Raw genomic sequence first — 18,810 nt, 5'->3', positions numbered from 1 at the left:
AAATGTTTCCCGAGCGGTCATTTTCCAGCCAACATCACTTCAGGGTCCTGACATGTACGCATCCTTGATGTCACTCTCTCTCCACCCGCCGCAGCAGCACAGCAACTTCACAACCCCACACAGCCGGGCCAGTAACCCCACGCTGCCCGGACTCCCCACCTGAAGGAGCTTTGAGTGAGCCCCCTCTACGCGCGTCACAAGCGCACCACTCTGGCCATCGCCACCGCTGTCGCCGCCGGAGCCCTGCTCTCCACCGGGCTGACCACCACCGCCTCCGCCCAGCCCACCGCCCACCAGTCGGCCGCCGCCCCCGCCGCGCTGTCCGCCACGGCCCACGCCTCCCTGATGCAGAAGGCGCAGGACACCGCCGCCACGACCGCGCAGGCGATAGGCCTCGGCGCCAAGGAGAAGCTGGTCGTCAAGGACGTCGTCAAGGACGCCGACGGCACGGTCCACACCCGCTACGAGCGGACGTACGCCGGCCTCCCCGTCCTCGGCGGCGACCTGGTCGTCCACACCGCCAAGTCGGGCAGGACCGAGGGCGTCACCAAGGCGACCAGGGCGACCATCAAGGTGGCCTCGCTCACGCCGAAGATCACCCCCGCCAGGGCCGCGCAGCAGGCGGTGTCCGCCGCCAGGACGCTCGGCTCCGCCAAGTCCGCCGCGGACGGCGCGCGCAAGGTGATCTGGGCGGCGAACGGCACGCCCGTCCTCGCCTACGAGACGATCGTGGGCGGCCTCCAGGACGACGGCACCCCGAACCAGCTGCACGTCATCACCGACGCCACCACCGGCAAGAAGCTCTTCGAGTACCAGGGCGTCGAGAACGCGACCGGCACCGGCAAGACGCTGTACTCGGGCACCGTCAGCCTGACCACGACCCAGTCGGGCTCGTCGTACAACCTGACCGACGCCTCGCGCGGCGGCCACAAGACCTACAACCTGGCCCGCAAGACGTCCGGCACCGGCACCCTGGTCAGCAACTCGACCAACACCTTCGGCACCGGCACCGCCTCCACCTCCTCCTCCGACCAGACCGCGGCCGCCGACGCCGCCTACGGCGCGCAGGAGACCTGGGACTACTACAAGAACACCTTCGGCCGCAGCGGCATCAAGAACGACGGCAAGGCCGCCTACTCCCGCGTCCACTACGGCAGCTCGTACGTGAACGCCTTCTGGGACGACAGCTGCTTCTGCATGACCTACGGCGACGGTGAGGGCAACGCCGACCCGCTGACCTCGCTCGACGTGGCCGGCCACGAGATGACCCACGGCGTCACCGCCAACACCGCGGGCCTCGACTACAGCGGCGAGTCCGGCGGCCTGAACGAGGCGACCTCGGACATCCTCGGCGGCGTCGGCGTGGAGTTCTACGCCAACAACGCCAAGGACCCCGGTGACTACCTCATCGGCGAGAAGATCAACATCAACGGCGACGGCACCCCGCTGCGCTACATGGACCAGCCCAGCAAGGACGGCAGCTCGGCGGACTCCTGGTCCTCCTCGGTCGGCAACCTGGACGTCCACTACTCCTCCGGCGTCGCGAACCACTTCTTCTACCTCCTGTCGGAGGGCAGCGGCGCCAAGACGGTCAACGGGGTCTCGTACAATTCCCCGACCTCCAACGGCTCCAAGGTCACCGGCATCGGCCGGGACAAGGCGCTCCAGATCTGGTACAAGGCGCTGACCACGTACTTCACCTCGACCACGGACTACAAGGCCGCCCGCGCGGGCACCCTGAGCGCGGCCAAGGACCTGTACGGCTCCGGCAGCACCGAGTACAACACGGTGGCCGCGGCCTGGTCGGCGGTCAACGTCAGCTGAACCAGCCGTAGTTGAACTTCAGGCGGCACCCGGTGGGAGAACCCCCCGGGTGCCGCCTACCCTTGTGACCCATGTCCTCGGCGCCCTTCACCTACGAACCCGTCGGCGCGACCCGCGACGACCTGACGTACTGCCCGCCCGGCTTCCACCCCCTCTTCGTACGCACCCGCCTCGGCGAGGGTGCGAAGCTCTTCGAGCGGGCGGCCGAGGCGGTCCTCACCTGGGAGATGCACCGCGCGATGGGCGTGGGCATCGACACCACCGCCGACCGCGCGACCCCCGGCGCGGACGTCACCGTCACCCTGGCCGGCCTCCTGAAAGCCCCCTGCCGCATCATCTGGACGACCGAGGAACCCCGCCGCGCCGGCTGGGCCTACGGCACCCTCGAAGACCACCCCGAATGCGGCGAGGAAGCCTTCCTCGTCGACCGCACCGGCGACGGCACGGTCTGGCTGACCGTGGCCGCCTTCAGCAAACCCGCCAAGTGGTACGCGAAGGCCGGCGGCCCGGCGACCCGGGTCCTGCAACACGCGTACGCACGGCGGTGCGGGGCGGTGCTGAAGAAGCTGTGTGCGGGGTTGTCGGAGGAGTAGAGAACCCGCCAACTCGGGGGTGCTGGATTCCGTGCCGCGTTGCCGCTGACAGCACGTGAATGTGATGATCCGAGGCATGTCCGAGCACGGGAACGCCGTCGACTCCTGACGAATTCCACGAGTCCGCAGAAATTGGCCTGAGTGAAATTCCAGTAGGCACAATTGAGGACGTGGCGAGCCAGCCGGAATTTTCCGCCACTTTGATCAGTGGCGAAGAGTTTGAGCAGGCCTGGCAAAGCGCTTCATGGTCGATGCCTACCGGATCCTGATGCAGACCGAAGAGCGCCGCAGCTCACCATTCCATTCCGGTGACCGGATGCCGCAGAGGCCAGCGGGCGACCGCACTTCCGGGCCCCTCGCTCTTTCCCCGAGCTGGAGCGAGGTGGGTCAAGGGTCGGTCGGAGGCCGATCGCCGGAGGCGACGCGAAGCACCCTTGACGCACCTGGCGGAGGCACGGAACTTACGGGGAGGCGAGTGGCCTAACGGTCACTTGCTCACTCGTCGGCGAACAACTCCATCGCGTCCGTGGCGTGTACGGCGCGCTGGGCCCATGCCTCCAGCTGGTCGAGGTCCGTGCAGGCTTGGACTCGTTCACGGACGGAGTCGGGCACCGGGACGTCACGCCATTCCAAAACGCGAAGGACCATCTCGGCCTTGGCCTCAGCCCGGCCCTGTTCCCGGCCTTCCTCGCGGACCTGTTCGGCCAGCGGGTGTCGCCAGAAGTACTGGATCGCCGTCATCAGGTCCCTCCACATCTGCTTCGCCTGGGGGTCGGCCAGGCAAGAGTCGACGAACTGCACGAAGACTGCGGCCGTGTCCGGGTCAATGGTCCGCAGAGCGGCGGCCAGGGACTCCAGTATGGCCTCAGCCTGCGGGCCACGCCCGTGTGTCATGGCCGAGAGCACCGCAAGAGGGACGTCCTTCTCCGCCTGCCGCTCGTCCGCGATCACCGGCACGTTGTCCGGACCGAGGACCAGGGGCCGTACCGTCAGCGAATGCCAGTCCCGGAACCCGAAGCGGATCGGACGCGAGGCCCAGTCGGCGGTCCTGCTGCTCTGGGTGATGACGATGAGCACCGGCTCGCAGCGGTACTTCTCGTACAGGTAGCTCAGGTAGTACGGCCAGCTGCCCCGCTTGCGCTCGTCCACCTTCCCCTGCGACTCCACCACCAGCAGGTACGTGCCCTCGTCCGTCTCCGCCCGCAGCAGCGTGTCCACGCGGCGCTCGACCGGTTCGATCTCAGTGAGGTCCACGTTCAGCGCCGCGATCTCCCTCGGTTCAGGGAAGGGCACGTGCAGGACCTTCTGTAACGCCTTCGTCAGCAGCGTCGGATCCTTCTGAAAGATCCGGTGCAGCGCCTCATGCGACGAGCCGACCATCACGCGACCCCCAGCTCACACCACACGTACTTGCCCCGGTTCCCGAACCGTGCCGTCGGCTGCCACCCCCAGTACTCCGCGCACGCCTTCACCAGCCCCAGCCCGCGTCCGTCCTCCAGCTCCGCCACCTGCTCCAGCAGACGCGGCGGGTCCGGCGGCGCGGGGTCGGTGTCCCACGCCGCGATCCACACCATCCCCTCCGGGGTTCGGCGGACCCTCAGTGCGGCCGGCCCCTTGGTGTGCCGTACCGCGTTCGACACCAGCTCCGCCGCCAGCAGTTCCGCCGTGTCCACCAGGCCGATCAACCCGTGCAGGGTCAGGATCAGACGCAGGGTGCGGCGACAGACGGTCACGGCTCTGAGGTCGTTCGGGATGTACAGCGTGTAGTCCCATGACTCGTTTTCGGACATGCGTCATCAACTCCAGTGAGGCGAAGGGGATTCCGCGCGCGGTGGCCTGCCGCAGCCGTCATGGCACGACGGAGCGGTGCGCTTCCGCTGTGTGTGCGCTACGTCACCGACGGTAGGGGTAGCCTGTTACCCGTGGCAAGCTGATCGCGTGATCCGCCCCCGAAAGAGCAGGAGCAACTCATGGTCCAGAGGCGCGAACCAACGGCACGTCAGTTGCGCCTGGGGCTCGAACTGCGCAGGCTCCGTGAGGCGGCCGGACTCACAGCCATCCAAGCGGCAGCACTACTCGGGATGAACAGGGCTCAGATCAGCCACATCGAGTCGGGGCTCATCGGGGTGAGCGAGGATCGGCTGCGTCGACTCGCCTCCCATTACGCCTGTACGGACGGTGAGTTCGTCGAGGCTCTGGTCGAGATAGCCACTGACAGGACACGCGGCTGGTGGGAGGGGTACCGGGGGCTCCTCCCCACGTCCTTCCTGGACCTGTCCGAGCTGGAGTACCACGCCCGGTTCCTGCGCCACGTGGCAATCCTGTACGTGCCGGGCCTGCTGCAGACGGAGGACTACGCCCGTGCCGTCTTCTCGTCGAGGTTGCCTGAACTCACCGAAGAAGAACTTGAGTTGCGCATTCGGCATCGCAAGGAGCGCCAGAGGATCACCATCCCGTACGAGGCCCTGGTCCATGAGGCGGCGCTTCGCATCAAGGTCAGCGACCGCTCCACCTCGAAGGCCCAGCTCACCCGGCTCCTCGGGCTCTCCGAAGCCGACCACGTCACCTTGCGCGTCATCCCGTTCGACCTGGATGGTTTTGCCGCGTCAAGCGGGATGACGTACGTCGGTAGCTCCCTGCCCCAGCTGGACACGGTGGTGCGGGACGCGCCGCACGGCGCAGTCTTCATCGATGCCGAGGCTCAGCTCAACATCTATCGAACGCGCTTCCGTATGGTGGAGGCCGTATCACTCGAACCGGTCGAGTCACGTGACTTCATCCACCGACTGGCAAAGGAGCTGTGAGGCATCCCATGGACACCTGGCGGAAGTCTTCCTACTCGGGCGAGGGCGACGGCAACGAGTGCGTGGAGATTGCCAACTCCCGCACCCACATAACCATCCGCGACTCCAAGGACCCGGCCGTCGGCACCCTCACCCTCCCGGCCGGATCCTTTGCCCTGTTCATCGAAGCCCTGAAGAAGGCCTGAGCGCCCGGCCTACCGCAACAACACCCCCGCCCCCTCCACCACCTCGCCCGGCGGCACCGCCACCAGGCCCGGTTCGGCGGCCGAGGCGAGCAAGCGGTGGGTGGGGAGGATGCGGACCGTGTAGCCGTACGGGCCCGTGCGGTCCAGGGAGAGGGGGCCCTCGTACAGCAGCCGGCCCTCCAGGTCCGGGGCTCCCGTCGGTTTCAGGGCGACGACCGTGGCGTCCGTGATGTGGTCCTCGGCGTCCACCCGGCCGGAGACCGCCTGGACCTCCACGTCGTCCGGGCTCAACTCGCCCAGGGCGACCCGCACCCGCAGGCCCACGGTCGTGCCCAGCTCCGCCGTGGCCGTCGTCGCCGTCGTCTCGACGTGGTCGACTCCCACCTCGGGCCAGGCCGCCCGCACCCGGGCCTTCCAGGTGGCCAGCTCGCTCGCCGTGTCCGGGGTGAGCGCGCGGTGCGCCTGGGCGGCGGGGGCGTAGAGGCGCTCGACGTATTCGCGGACCATGCGGCCGGCCAGCACCTTCGGGCCCAGCAGGGTGAGGGTCTGGCGGACCATCTGGATCCAGCGGTCGGGCAGGCCGGCGCGGCCGCGTTCGTAGAAGCGCGGGGTCACCCGCTGCTCCAGCAGGTCGTACAGCGCCGCCGCCTCGATGTCGTCGCGGCGGTCGGGGTCCATGCCCACGCCGTCCGCCGTCGGGATGGCCCAGCCGAAGTCCGGCTGGAACCATTCGTCCCACCAGCCGTCCAGCACGGAGAGGTTGAGGCAGCCGTTGAGCGCCGCCTTCATGCCGGAGGTGCCGCACGCCTCCAGGGGGCGGAGGGGGTTGTTGAGCCAGATGTCGCAGCCCGGGTAGAGCTTCTGCGCCATCGCCATGCCGTAGTCGGGCAGGAAGACGATGCGGTGGCGCACGCGCGGGTCGTCGGCGAAGCGGACCAGCTCCTGGACGAGGCGCTTGCCGCTGTCGTCGGCGGGGTGGGCCTTGCCCGCCACGACGATCTGGATCGGGCGCTCCGCATGCAGCAACAGCTCCATCAGGCGGTCACGGTCGCGCAGCATCAGGGTCAGCCGCTTGTACGACGGGACCCGGCGCGCGAAGCCGATGGTCAGGACGTCCGGGTCCAGCACCCCCTCGATCCAGCCCAACTCGGCGTTCCCGGCACCCCGTTGGCGCCACGACGCCCGCAGCCGCTCGCGCACCTCCAGCACCAGCTGTTCGCGCAGGGTGCGGCGCAGCTCCCAGATCTCCTGGTCCGGGATGTCGGCGACGGAGTCCCAGCGGTCCGAGCCGCCCACCGTCAGCGCGTCCTCCGCCCGCTGGGCGCCGACCTCGCGGGCGCCGAGGCGCAGCACCTCCGGCGCCACCCAGGTCGGCGCGTGCACCCCGTTGGTCACCGAGGTGATCGGCACCTCCTCGGCGTCGAATCCCGGCCACAGCCCCGCGAACATCTCCCGGCTGACCTGTCCGTGGAGCAGGGACACGCCGTTGGCCCGCTGAGCCAGTCTGAGCCCCATCACGGCCATGTTGAACAGGTTCGGCTCGCCGCCCGGGTACGTCTCCATGCCCAGCGTCAGGATCCGCTGCACATCGATGCCGGGCAGCTCGGCGTCCGCGCCGAAGTGCCGGGCGACCAGCTCCCGGTCGAAGCGGTCGATGCCGGCCGGGACGGGGGTGTGGGTGGTGAAGACCGTGCCGCCGCGCACGGCCTCCAGCGCGGAGTCGAAGTCCAGTCCGCCCGCGCACAGTTCGGCGATCCGCTCCAGGCCGAGGAAGCCCGCGTGCCCCTCGTTGGTGTGGAAGACCTCCGGCTCCGGGTGCCCGGTGAGGCGGCAGTACGTCCGCACCGCCCGCACACCTCCTATGCCGAGCAGCATCTCCTGGAGCAGCCGGTGCTCGCTGCCGCCGCCGTAGAGCCGGTCGGTCACCCCGCGTTCGCCGAGGTCGTTCTCCTCGACGTCCGAGTCGAGCATCAGCAGCGGCACCCGGCCCACCTGGGCCAGCCAGATCCGGGCGTGCAGCGCCCTGGCGCCGGGCAGCGCGAGCGAGAGCCGCGCGGGGGTGCCGTCGGGCTCCTTGAGCTGGGTGAGGGGCAGCTCGTTGGGGTCGAGCACCGGGTAGTGCTCCTGCTGCCAGCCGTCGCGGGACAGGGTCTGCCGGAAGTACCCGTGCCGGTAGAGGAGACCGACACCGATCAGGGGTACGCCGAGGTCGCTGGCGGCCTTGAGATGGTCGCCGGCGAGGATGCCGAGGCCGCCGGAGTACTGGGGCAGCGCGGCCGTGATGCCGAACTCCGGGGAGAAGTAGGCGACGGCGGCGGGCAGCCCGTCCGCCTGCGCCTGGTACCAGCGCTCCCCGGTCAGATAGTCGTCGAGGTCGTCGGCCACGGCGCCGAGCCGACGCAGGAACCGCCGGTCCCCGGCCAGCTGTGCCAGCCGGGCCGGGCGCACCCGGCCCAGCAGCCGTACCGGATCCGCCTGGGCGGCGGCCCAGGCCTCCGGGTCGACGGACTGGAAGAGGTCGCGCGTTTCCGCATGCCAGGACCAGCGCAGATTCCGCGCCAGGTCACTCAGCGGCCGGAGGGGATCGGGGAGAACGGGACGGACGGTGAACCGACGGATCGCCTTCACACTTCCACCTCGGACGCGTCGCGGGGGGAGACGTACGGCGCCGTACGTCTCGTCGTCACTGTCGACGGTAGTGGTTACCGGAGGGTCGGTGGGGACGTCCTCAGGGCGTGGCGGGATCTGTGAACTCCACGTCGCCGGGGAGGACGTGGCCCAGCTGTCGCAGGCCGTACGGTAGCGGGCGCAGGCGTACACGTGCGCGTACCGGGGGCGCTCGGGGTCGTCGTAGTCCTCGTAGCCGGTGGTTCCCCTGCTCCGGGCCGGCGCGTCGCGCACCGATTTCGTGGACGTGTCGAACGGATCCCGGCAGGCGTCGACCGCCGCCACGAGCTGGGCGGACTCGGACTCCCTGAGGAACGCGCCGAACTCGATCGGCAGGCAGTGGCTCCGGAACCGGAGCGAGTCGAGCCGGGCGGCGGGTCCGGTGACGAGAAAGTCCATACCGTCGGCGTGGAAGCCGTGCCCGGACAGGAGCAGCAGAGGGTGGTCGCCCGGCGCCGCCTTGCACACGAAGCGCTCGACCTCGTCCTCGATCGCCTGGGCGAGCAGCCGCAGTTCGTTGGTGATGAACGGCATCGACCGGAAGGAGTGGTCCCGGTACTGGTCCACGCCCACCGGCAGGGCGCGGAACCGCCGGTCTCTCCAGCCCGGTCCGCCTCCGCCGGCGGTCACCGCCGGCCGGCCTCGGGGCCGGCGTCAGCCGGATGCCTCCGGTGCGCTGCGCCCGGCCGCCGACGCCCACGACGACGATCTGTCCGCCGCGAGCCGAAGGACTTGTCCCGCACGTCACCGGGGCCGGACCGTCTCCCGTCGATGACAGGCCTGTTGAGGTGCGTGAAGCGTGGGTTGCCGGGCACCCGGAAAAAAGGGGCCGGTCCGACGGGTGGACATACGCGCGAGTAGTTAACAAAGTGCCGGATTGCCCACCCGAGCAGGATGGGAAGGCTCCTGCGGTACACACCCCACAGGCGCACCACAGCACCTCGCAGGACCCACCTCCCCACATCACTCCGCCCACACCCACGTTGACGCGGACAGGAGCGGTCATGCCCGCCACGCACCAGTCGTCAGGACCACCGTCGAGCAGCAAGGCATCGGCCAAGAAACCCGTGAAGCCCGTGAAACCCCGCGCCGGAAAGGCTTCTTCACCGCCGCCGGCCACCACCCTGGGCCGTATCCCCGTCCTCGACGTACGCCCCGTGGTCCAGCACGGGCGCAGGCCGGCCAAAGCGGTGACCGGTGAGTCGTTCGAGGTGTCTGCCACGGTCTTCCGCGAGGGGCACGACGCCGTCGCGGCGAACGTGGTGCTGCGAGGCCCGAAGGGCCGCCGTGGCCCGTGGACACCGATGCGGGAGCTCGCCCCGGGCACCGACCGCTGGGGTGCCACCGTCACCGCCGGGGCGCCCGGCCGCTGGACGTACACCGTGGAGGCCTGGTCCGACCCGCTGGCCACCTGGCGACACCACGCGAGCGTCAAGATCCCGGCCGGTGTCGACACCGCCCTGGTCCTGGAGGAGGGCGCCCGGCTGTACGAACGTGCCGCCGAGGGCGTCCCGAAGGCCGACCGCCGGCTGGTGCGGAAGGCGGCGGCGGCCCTGCGCGACGAGGCCCTGTCGGTGGGGGACCGGTTGGCGCCGGCGCTGTCCGCGCAGGTGGCGGCGGTGCTGGAGCGGCATCCGCTGCGGGAGCTGGTCACGGCGTCCGAGGCGATGCCGCTGCTGGTGGAGCGGGAGCGGGCGCTGTTCGGGTCGTGGTACGAGTTCTTCCCGCGGTCGGAGGGCACCGCCGAGCAGCCCCACGGCACGTTCCGTACGGCGGCCCGCCGGCTGGAGGCGATCGCCGCGATGGGCTTCGACGTGGTGTACCTCCCGCCGGTCCATCCCATCGGGACGACCTTCCGCAAGGGCCCGAACAACACCCTCGCCGCCGGTCCGGACGACGTCGGGGTGCCGTGGGCGATCGGGTCCCCCGAGGGCGGGCACGACGCCCTGCACCCGGCGCTGGGCACGTTCGAGGACTTCGACCACTTCGTGGGCCGCGCACGGGAGTTGGGGATGGAGGTCGCCCTCGACTTCGCGCTGCAGTGCTCCCCGGACCACCCCTGGGTGGACAAGCACCCCGACTGGTTCCACCACCGGGCCGACGGCACCATCGCCTACGCGGAGAACCCGCCGAAGAAGTACCAGGACATCTACCCCGTCGCCTTCGACGCCGACCTGGACGGCCTGGTCGCCGAGACGGTGCGGATCCTGCGGCACTGGACGGACCACGGGGTGCGGATCTTCCGGGTCGACAACCCGCACACCAAACCCGTCGTGTTCTGGGAACGGGTCATCGCCGAGGTCAACAACACGGACCCGGACGTGATCTTCCTGGCCGAGGCCTTCACCCGCCCCGCGATGATGCACACCCTCGCCCAGATCGGCTTCCAGCAGTCCTACACCTACTTCACCTGGCGCAACACCAAGCACGAACTCACCGAACACCTCACCGAGTTGACCGGCGAGGCCGCCGCGTACATGCGGCCGAACCTCTTCGCCAACACCCCGGACATCCTGCACGCCTACCTCCAGCACGGCGGCCGCCCCGCCTTCGAGGTCCGCGCCGTGCTCGCCGCCACCCTCTCCCCCGCCTGGGGCCTGTACAGCGGCTACGAACTGTGCGAGAACACCCCGCTGAAGGACGGCAGCGAGGAGTACCTCGACTCCGAGAAGTACCAACTCAGGCCCCGCGACTGGGAGTCCGCCGAACGCGAGGGCCGCAGCATCGCCCCCCTCATCACCCGCCTCAACACCGTCCGACGGCAGAATCCGGCGCTGCGCCAACTGCGCGATCTGCACTTCCACCACGCCGACAAGGACGCGGTGATCGCCTACTCGAAGCGGAGCGGGTCGAACACGGTTCTGGTGGTCGCGAACCTCGATCCCCGCCACACCCAGGAGGCCACGGTCTCGTTGGACATGCCGCAACTCGGCCTGGAATGGCACGAGTCCGTGCCGGTGCGCGACGAGCTCACCGGCGAGACCTATCACTGGGGCAGGGCCAACTATGTGCGCCTCGAACCGGGCCTCAGGCCCGCGCACGTCTTCAGCGTCCTGCGACCGTCCACCCCGCAGATCGGAGGGTCACCCACCACATGATCGTCAATGAGCCCGTTCCGGACACCTTCGAGGACACGCCCGCCAAGGACCGTGACCCGGATTGGTTCAAACGCGCCGTCTTCTACGAGGTCCTGGTCCGCTCCTTCCAGGACAGCAACGGCGACGGCATCGGCGACCTGAAAGGTCTGACCGCCAAGCTCGACTATCTGCAATGGCTCGGCGTGGACTGCCTGTGGCTCCCGCCGTTCTTCAAGTCACCGCTGCGGGACGGTGGTTACGACGTCTCGGACTACACGGCCGTCCTGCCCGAGTTCGGCGACCTCGCCGACTTCGTGGAGTTCGTGGACGCCGCCCACCAGCGCGGCATGCGCGTCATCATCGACTTCGTCATGAACCACACCAGCGACCAGCACCCGTGGTTCCAGGAGTCGAGGCGCGACCCGGACGGGCCGTACGGCGACTACTACGTATGGGCCGACGACGACAAGCAGTTCCAGGACGCCCGGATCATCTTCGTCGACACCGAGGCCTCCAACTGGACGTACGACCCCGTACGCAAGCAGTACTACTGGCACCGCTTCTTCTCGCACCAGCCGGATCTGAACTACGAGAACCCGGCGGTGCAGGAGGAGATGATCTCCGCGCTGAAGTTCTGGCTGGATCTCGGCATCGACGGGTTCCGGCTGGACGCCGTGCCGTACCTGTACCAGCAGGAGGGCACCAACTGCGAGAACCTGCCGGCGACCCATGAGTTCCTGAAGCGGGTCCGCAAGGAGATCGACACCCAGTACCCGGACACGGTGCTGCTGGCGGAGGCCAACCAGTGGCCCGAGGACGTGGTCGACTACTTCGGCGACTACGGCACCGGCGGCGACGAGTGCCACATGGCCTTCCACTTCCCCGTCATGCCACGCATCTTCATGGCCGTACGCCGCGAATCGCGCTACCCGGTCTCCGAGATCCTCGCCAAGACCCCCGCGATCCCGTCGAAATGCCAGTGGGGCATCTTCCTGCGCAACCACGACGAGCTCACCCTCGAAATGGTCACCGACGAAGAACGCGACTACATGTGGGCCGAATACGCCAAGGACCCCCGCATGCGCGCCAACATCGGCATCCGCCGCCGCCTCGCTCCCCTCCTCGACAACGACCGCAACCAGATCGAGCTGTTCACCGCCCTGCTGCTCTCCCTGCCCGGCTCACCGATCCTCTACTACGGCGACGAGATCGGCATGGGCGACAACATCTGGCTCGGCGACCGCGACGCCGTCCGCACCCCCATGCAGTGGACCCCCGACCGCAACGCCGGCTTCTCGTCCAGCGACCCCGGGCGGCTCTTCCTGCCGACGATCATGGACCCCGTCTACGGCTACCAGGTCACCAACGTGGAAGCCGCGATGTCCTCGCCGTCGTCGCTGCTGCACTGGACCCGGCGCATGATCGAGATCCGCAAGCAGAACCCCGCCTTCGGACTCGGCTCGTACAACGAGCTCCAGTCCTCCAACCCGGCGGTGCTCGCCTTCCTGCGCGAGGCCCCCCTGTCGCGGGACGGCGAGGACGACCTCGTGCTGTGCGTGCACAACTTCTCGCGCTTCGCCCAGCCGACCGAGCTGGACCTGAGCCGGTTCCGCGGGCGGCATCCCGTCGAACTGTTCGGCGGGGTCCGCTTCCCGGCGATCGGTGAACTGCCGTACCTGCTCACCCTCGCGGGGCACGGCTTCTACTGGTTCAGGCTGCGCCGCGAGTCCGCGTAGCGGACCCGCGTGGTTCCGGCCGGGCGGGGCGGTGGCGCGTTTCCACCGGCCCGCCCGGGGCACGCACAAGGAACACCCCCGACGACCCCGGGGAAAGGACATGACCCCCATGGCGGATCCGGTCACCACCCCCTCGCTCCTGGATTCCCTCGCTCCTCTGTTGCGCACCTGGCTGCCGAGACAACGCTGGTTCGCGGGCAAGGGACGCGCGGTCACCGGGTTCACCCCGGTCGCCGTCACCGAGCTGCTCCCGCCCCACGGCCGCCTCGGCCTGTACCATCTGCTGCTCCGCGTCCACCAGCCGGACCTGCGCGGCCCCGGCGACTGCTACCAGTTCCTCATAGGCGTGCGCGAGGCGCTGCCGCCCCGGCTGGCGCCCGCGCTGATCGGACACGTGGACGAGGGGCCGCTCGCCGGACGCACGGTGTACGAGGCCCTGTACGACCCCCGGCCCGCCGAAGTGCTCCTGGAGGCCCTGCGCACCCGGGCCCGCGTCGGCGGGCTGCGCTTCGAACGGGACCCGGGGCACGAGATCCGCACGGGTCTGGTGGCCCGGCTGCTGACCGCCGAACAGTCCAACTCCTCGGTGGTGTACGGCGACACGTTCATCCTGAAGCTGCTGCGCCGGGTGGTGCCCGGCGTCAATCCCGACCTGGAGCTGCCGCTCGCGCTGGCCCGCGAGGGCTGCCCCCGGGTGCCCGCGCCGACGGCGTGGGCGCGCGCGGAGATCGGGCGGGAGACGTATGTCCTCGCCGTGCTCCAGCCCTTCGTGCGCGGCGCGGCCGACGGCTGGGAGCTGGCGCTGCGCGAACTGGCCAAGGGCGAGGACTTCGTCGCCGAGGCGCGCGCGCTGGGCCGGGCCACCGCCGAGGTGCACACCGCGCTCGCCCGCGCCCTGCCGACGGTCACCCTCGGGCACGCCCCCCTGCGGGCGCTGGCCGAGGGGATGAGGGAGCGGCTGGGGGCGGCCGTACAGGCCGTACCGGCGCTGCGGCCGTACGAGGACGGGCTGCGGCAGGCATACGCGGATCTGGACCGGCCGGCCGCCGAGGGCCGCACCTGGACCGCGCAGCGGATCCACGGCGATCTGCACCTCGGGCAGTGTCTGCGCGCGGCGGACGGGACCTGGTCGCTGATCGACTTCGAGGGCGAGCCGGCCCGGCCGCTCGCCGAACGGCGCCTGCCGCAGCCGCCGGTGCGGGACGTCGCCGGGATGCTGCGCTCCTTCGACTACGCGGCCCACTCGGTGCGGCCGCCCGCACCGGACTGGGCGCGCGGGTGCCGGGCCGCCTACTGCGCGGGGTACGCGCAGGTGGCGGGCCGCGATCCGCGCGCCGACGCGGTGCTGCTGCGGGCCTACGAGACCGACAAGGCGGTGTACGAGGTGCTCTACGAGGCCCGGCACCGGCCCGACTGGCTCCCCGTACCGCTCTCGGCGATCCGCCGGCTCGCCGCGTCCGACCAGGAGGCCCGTCCGTGACGAACCGGCACACCGGCTCCGCCGCCGTGGACCGAGCCGACCGCGAGCGGCTGCTGCACGGCGTCCATCACGACCCGCACGCGGTCCTCGGCGCCCATCCGGTGCCGGGCGGTGTCGCGTTCCGGGCCTTTCGGCCGTACGCGCTGTCCGTCACCGTCGTCGCCGGCGAGCTGAAGGCGGAACTGCACGACGACGGGGACGGCTTCTTCAGCGGCCTGCTCCCGCTCCCCGAGGTCCGCGCCTACCGGCTGCGCGTGGCGTACGAGGGGACGGTCCTGGAGACCGAGGACGCCTACCGTTTCCTGCCCACGCTCGGCGAGCTGGACCTGCATCTGATCGGCGAGGGCCGGCACGAGCAGCTGTGGCGGGCGCTCGGCGCGCATGTCACGGTGCACGAGGGCGTGTCCGGCACCCGGTTCGCGGTGTGGGCGCCGGACGCGCGCGGGGTGCGGCTCGCGGGCGGTTTCGACTTCTGGGACGGCACCGGGCATCCGATGCGCTCGCTGGGCTCGTCCGGGGTGTGGGAGCTGTTCGTGCCGGGCCTCGGCGAGGGCGAGCTGTACAAGTTCGAGATCACCCGTCCCGACGGCTCGCGCACCCTGCGCGCCGATCCGCTGGCCCGCCGCACGGAGGCCCCGCCCGCCACCTCGTCGATCGTGACCGCCTCGCACCACGAGTGGGGCGACGCGCAGTGGATGGCACACCGGGGGGACAGAGACGTGCACCGGGCGCCGCTGTCGGTGTACGAGGTCCATCTGCCCTCCTGGCGGCCGGGGCTGTCGTATCGCGAGCTGGCCGACCAACTCCCTGCCTATGTCTCCGAGTTGGGTTTCACGCATGTGGAGCTGATGCCGGTCGCCGAGCATCCCTTCGGCGGCTCCTGGGGCTACCAGGTGACCGGCTTCTACGCCCCCACGGCCCGGCTCGGCACACCGGACGACTTCCGCCACCTGGTGGACAGGCTGCATCAGGCCGGGATCGGTGTGCTGATGGACTGGGTGCCGGCGCACTTCCCGCGCGACGACTGGGCGCTGGCCGAGTTCGACGGGCGTCCGCTGTACGAGCACCACGATCCGCTGCGGGCCGCGCATCCGGACTGGGGGACGCTGGAGTTCGACTTCGGCCGCCGGGAGGTGCGCAACTTCCTGGTGGCGAACGCCGTGTACTGGTGCGAGGAGTTCCACATCGACGGGCTGCGCGTGGACGCCGTGGCCTCGATGCTGTACCTGGACTACTCGCGCGAGCCGGGCCAGTGGACGCCGAACGAGCACGGCGGCCGGGAGAACCTGGACGCGGTGGCCTTCCTCCAGGAGATGAACGCGACCGTGTACCGGCGCTGCCCGGGGGTCGTCACCATCGCCGAGGAGTCCACGGCCTGGGACGGGGTGACCCGGCCCACCGACAGCGGCGGGCTCGGCTTCGGCCTGAAGTGGAACATGGGCTGGATGCACGACTCGCTCCAGTACGTCCAGAAGGAGCCGGTGCACCGCAAGTACCACCACCACGAGATGACCTTCTCGATGGTGTACGCCTACAGCGAGAACTACGTCCTGCCCATCTCCCACGACGAGGTCGTGCACGGCAAACGGTCCCTCGTCTCGAAGATGCCCGGCGACTGGTGGCAGCAGCGCGCCGACCACCGGGCCTATCTGGGCTTCATGTGGGCCCATCCCGGCAAGCAACTCCTCTTCATGGGCCAGGAGTTCGCGCAGGGCGCCGAGTGGTCCGAGGCGCACGGCCCCGACTGGTGGCTGCTCGACCCGGCGTACGGCGCCGAGGCCGACCACCGGGGGGTACGGGACCTGGTCCGGGACCTGAACACCCGCTACCGCGCGGCCCCCGCGCTCTGGGAGCGGGACACCGACCCGGCGGGCTTCGAGTGGATCACCGGGGACGCGGCCGACGACAACGTCCTCGCGTTCCTGCGCCGGTCCGCCGACGGCACCCCGCTCCTCGCCGTCTGCCACTTCTCGCCGGTGGTGCGCGAGGACTACCGCCTCGGCGTCCCGGAGGACGTGCCGGCGTGGGCGGAGGTGCTCAACACCGACGCCGTGCGCTACGGCGGCAGCGGCGTCGTCCACCCGGACGTGGTCAAGCCGGAGCCGAGGGGGGCCCACGGCCGCCCCGCCAGCATCCGGCTGACCCTGCCCCCGCTGGCTACTGTGTGGCTGCGGCCGGCGTGAGCGCCTCGGGCAGAGCGTCCGTGTACAGCACCCCGAGCCGCTGCGTGGCCCGGGTGAGGGCGACGTAGAGGTCGCTGGTGCCGTAGCGGCCCGGTTCCACCACGAGGACCGCGTCGAACTCCAGGCCCTTGGACTGGCGGGGGTCGAGGAGGACGACGCCGCGGGTGAGGTCGGGTTCGGCGCCGGCCGTGACGCCGTCGAGGCGGGCGGCCAGCCGCCGGTGCAGCTCGCGCGGGGCGATGACCGCCAGGCGGCCCTCGGCGGGGGTGAGTTCGGCGACCGCCTCGGCGACCGCGCCGGGCAGGTCGTCCGCCGCCCGGCGCACCCACGGCCGTACGCCCGTCGAGCGGACCGAGCTGGGCGGCTCGAAGTCCGGGTGCTCGGCGCGTACGACGGCCGCGGCCAGCTCCATGATCTCGGCCGGGGTGCGGTAGTTGACGCCGAGCCGGGTGTGCTCCCAGCGGTCCTCGACGTACGGCGCGAGGATGTCCGCCCAGGAGCCGATACCGGCCGCCTCCGCCGTCTGGGCCGGGTCGCCGACCAGGGTCATCGAGCGGGTCGGGCTGCGCCGCATCAGCAGCCGCCAGGCCATCGGCGACAGCTCCTGCGCCTCGTCCACGATGATGTGCCCGAACGCCCAGGTGCGGTCGGCCGCGGCCCGTTCGGCGGCGCTGCGGTGGTCCGCCTCCTCCTGCCGCTCGGCGAACCGCTCGGCGTCGATGATGTCGTGCGCGGACAGGACCTCGGAATCGTCGTCCTGCTTGTCCTCGAACTCGTACGTCCGGGACGCGTAGGAGACGTCCAGCACGCCCTGCGCGTAGGCGACCTGCGTCTCGCGTTCCCGCTCGGCCCGGGCGCGGGCCGAGCGGTCGTCCTCGCCGAGGAGTTCGGCCGCCTCGTCGAGGAGCGGGACGTCGGCGACCGTCCAGGCGCGGGTCACGGGTCTGCGGATCGCGTCCGCGTCCGCCTGCGTCAGGTGGTCGTGCGGGTCGGCGAGGAAGTCGGCGACGAGGCGCTGCGGGGTGATCCGGGGCCACAACCGGTCGACGGCGGACCAGACTTCGGGGTTCTCGGCGAGTTCGTCGCGGATCTGGGTGATGTCGGAGGCGTCGAGCAGGCTGGTTCCGTCGTAGGGGTCGGTGCCGACGCGTTCGGCGTACAGCTCGGTGAGGGTGTTGAGGATGTGGCCCTCGAAGTACTCGCGGGCCGCGTTGTGCGGGAGCTTCGCGGCGCGGGTGCGCTCGCGGGCGACGGAGACGAGTCCGTCGTCGAGCATCAGCACCTCGCGGTCGTGCTGGACGGTGATCACCGGGTCGGGCAGGGCCTGCCGGTCGCGGACGACGGCGGCCAGCACCTCGGCCATGTCGGCGCGGCCCTTCACGGCGGCCGCCTCGGGGGTGTCGGTCGCGGTGGCCTTCACGCCGGGGAACAGCTCGCCGACGGTGGCGAGCAGCACGCCGGTCTCGCCGAGCGAGGGCAGCACCTCGCCGATGTAGCCGAGGAAGGCCGGGTTGGGGCCGACGATCAGCACGGCGCGACGGGCCAGCAGCTCGCGGTACTCGTAGAGCAGATAGGCGGCGCGGTGCAGCGCGACCGCCGTCTTGCCCGTCCCCGGCCCGCCCTCGACCACCAGCACCCCGCGGTGCGGTGCCCGGATGATCTCGTCCTGTGCGGCCTGGATGGTCTGCACGATGTCGCTCATGCGGCCGGTGCGTGCCGAGTTCAGCGCGGCCAGCAGCACGGCGTCGCCGCTCGGGTCCTCGTGCCCGGTGCGGGTGGTGTCGCCGAGGTCCAGGATCTCGTCGTGCAGCGAGGTCACGGTGCGGCCCTCGGTGCCGATGTGCCGGCGGCGGCGCAGGCCCATCGGGGTGTGCCCGGTGGCGAGGTAGAAGGGCCGGGCGACGTCGGCCCGCCAGTCGATCAGTACCGGGGTGTGCTCGGCGTCGTCCTCGCGCAGCCCGATCCGGCCGATGTGGTGGGCGGTGCCGTCGGCCAGGTCGATCCGGCCGAAGCAGAGCGAGCCGTCCACGGCGTTCAGCGCGGCGAGCAGCCCCGAGCGCTCGGCGACGAGGATGTCCCGCTCCAGCCGGGCCTGCATGGGCTTGTCGCCCTGGGCGAGCGCGTCCGTGACCGAGGTCTCGGTCTCCCCGCGCAGTACGTCCACGCGCGCGTACAGTCCGTCGATGAATTCCTGCTCGTTGCGCAATTCATCGCCTGGATATTCGCTGTTTGACAATTCCACTCCCGCCCGGATATACTCT

General features: G+C 70.5%; 12 protein-coding genes and 1 pseudogene. 9 read left to right on the top strand and 4 right to left on the bottom strand.

Annotation, left to right across the window (positions count from 1 at the left end; all coding sequences use genetic code 11):
* Positions 1–174: 174 nt before the first annotated feature.
* The 3 genes and pseudogenes from AC4OXY_RS32625 to AC4OXY_RS32615 all read left to right on the top strand — a co-directional run.
* The gene (locus AC4OXY_RS32625; protein ID WP_356034474.1) at positions 175–1,824 is read left to right on the top strand and encodes a M4 family metallopeptidase; all 1,650 of its coding nucleotides are present in this window, start codon (positions 175–177) and stop codon (positions 1,822–1,824) included.
* A 71-nt stretch (positions 1,825–1,895) separates the two neighbouring features.
* Positions 1,896–2,417 carry a DUF1990 domain-containing protein gene (locus tag AC4OXY_RS32620; protein ID WP_356034471.1) on the top strand — a complete coding sequence of 174 codons (522 nt, stop codon included), beginning with the start codon at positions 1,896–1,898 and terminating at the stop codon, positions 2,415–2,417.
* Between the two features lie 119 nt (positions 2,418–2,536).
* Positions 2,537–2,686, top strand: a pseudogene (locus AC4OXY_RS32615) (DUF6881 domain-containing protein); the annotation flags it as partial.
* 226 nt (positions 2,687–2,912) lie between these two features.
* Here AC4OXY_RS32615 and AC4OXY_RS32610 read toward each other — a convergent pair.
* Together AC4OXY_RS32610 and AC4OXY_RS32605 are read right to left on the bottom strand one after the other, a co-directional pair.
* Positions 2,913–3,797, bottom strand: a complete 885-nt coding sequence (locus AC4OXY_RS32610) for a hypothetical protein (protein ID WP_356034468.1) — start codon at positions 3,795–3,797, stop codon at positions 2,913–2,915.
* Positions 3,797–4,207 (bottom strand): ATP-binding protein, encoded by a 411-nt coding sequence (locus AC4OXY_RS32605; RefSeq protein ID WP_491991506.1) that lies wholly within the window; start codon positions 4,205–4,207, stop codon positions 3,797–3,799. Before AC4OXY_RS32605 ends, AC4OXY_RS32610 begins: the two co-directional genes overlap by 1 nt.
* A 180-nt stretch (positions 4,208–4,387) precedes the next feature.
* On the opposite strand from AC4OXY_RS32605, the gene AC4OXY_RS32600 reads away from it, so the two are divergent.
* Both AC4OXY_RS32600 and AC4OXY_RS32595 read left to right on the top strand, forming a co-directional pair.
* Positions 4,388–5,221 (top strand): helix-turn-helix domain-containing protein, encoded by an 834-nt coding sequence (locus AC4OXY_RS32600; protein ID WP_356034462.1) that lies wholly within the window; start codon positions 4,388–4,390, stop codon positions 5,219–5,221.
* A gap of 8 nt (positions 5,222–5,229) precedes the next feature.
* A complete protein-coding gene (locus AC4OXY_RS32595) occupies positions 5,230–5,406 on the top strand; it encodes a DUF397 domain-containing protein (protein ID WP_356034460.1) in 177 nt (58 codons plus the stop codon).
* Positions 5,407–5,415: 9 nt separating this feature from the next.
* On the opposite strand, the gene glgP is transcribed toward AC4OXY_RS32595, so the two are convergent.
* On the bottom strand, positions 5,416–8,034 hold the full coding sequence (gene glgP, locus AC4OXY_RS32590) for an alpha-glucan family phosphorylase (RefSeq protein ID WP_356034596.1): 2,619 nt from the start codon (positions 8,032–8,034) through the stop codon (positions 5,416–5,418).
* 1,043 nt (positions 8,035–9,077) lie between these two features.
* Here glgP and AC4OXY_RS32585 point away from each other — a divergent pair.
* From AC4OXY_RS32585 to glgB, 4 genes are all read left to right on the top strand, one after another.
* Positions 9,078–11,171, top strand: coding sequence for an alpha-1,4-glucan--maltose-1-phosphate maltosyltransferase (locus AC4OXY_RS32585; protein WP_491991505.1), 2,094 nt, complete (start codon positions 9,078–9,080; stop codon positions 11,169–11,171).
* Entirely contained in the window at positions 11,168–12,886 is a 1,719-nt protein-coding gene (treS, locus tag AC4OXY_RS32580; RefSeq protein ID WP_362818827.1) for a maltose alpha-D-glucosyltransferase, read from the top strand. Before AC4OXY_RS32585 ends, treS begins: the two co-directional genes overlap by 4 nt.
* Positions 12,887–12,986: 100 nt before the next feature.
* Positions 12,987–14,366 (top strand): maltokinase N-terminal cap-like domain-containing protein, encoded by a 1,380-nt coding sequence (locus AC4OXY_RS32575; protein ID WP_491991504.1) that lies wholly within the window; start codon positions 12,987–12,989, stop codon positions 14,364–14,366.
* The gene (gene glgB, locus AC4OXY_RS32570) at positions 14,363–16,549 is read left to right on the top strand and encodes a 1,4-alpha-glucan branching enzyme (RefSeq protein ID WP_491991503.1); all 2,187 of its coding nucleotides are present in this window, start codon (positions 14,363–14,365) and stop codon (positions 16,547–16,549) included. The genes AC4OXY_RS32575 and glgB overlap by 4 nt, the downstream gene beginning before the upstream one ends.
* Here glgB and AC4OXY_RS32565 read toward each other — a convergent pair.
* Complete coding sequence (locus tag AC4OXY_RS32565; protein WP_491991502.1) at positions 16,524–18,755, bottom strand: HelD family protein; 2,232 nt, start codon at positions 18,753–18,755, stop codon at positions 16,524–16,526. The genes glgB and AC4OXY_RS32565 overlap by 26 nt on opposite strands.
* Positions 18,756–18,810: the final 55 nt, after the last annotated feature.

Source organism: Streptomyces sp. HUAS MG56 (assembly GCF_058673395.1).
Note: the sequence above shows the minus strand (reverse complement) of the source record. Positions and strands in the feature narration are given on the sequence as shown.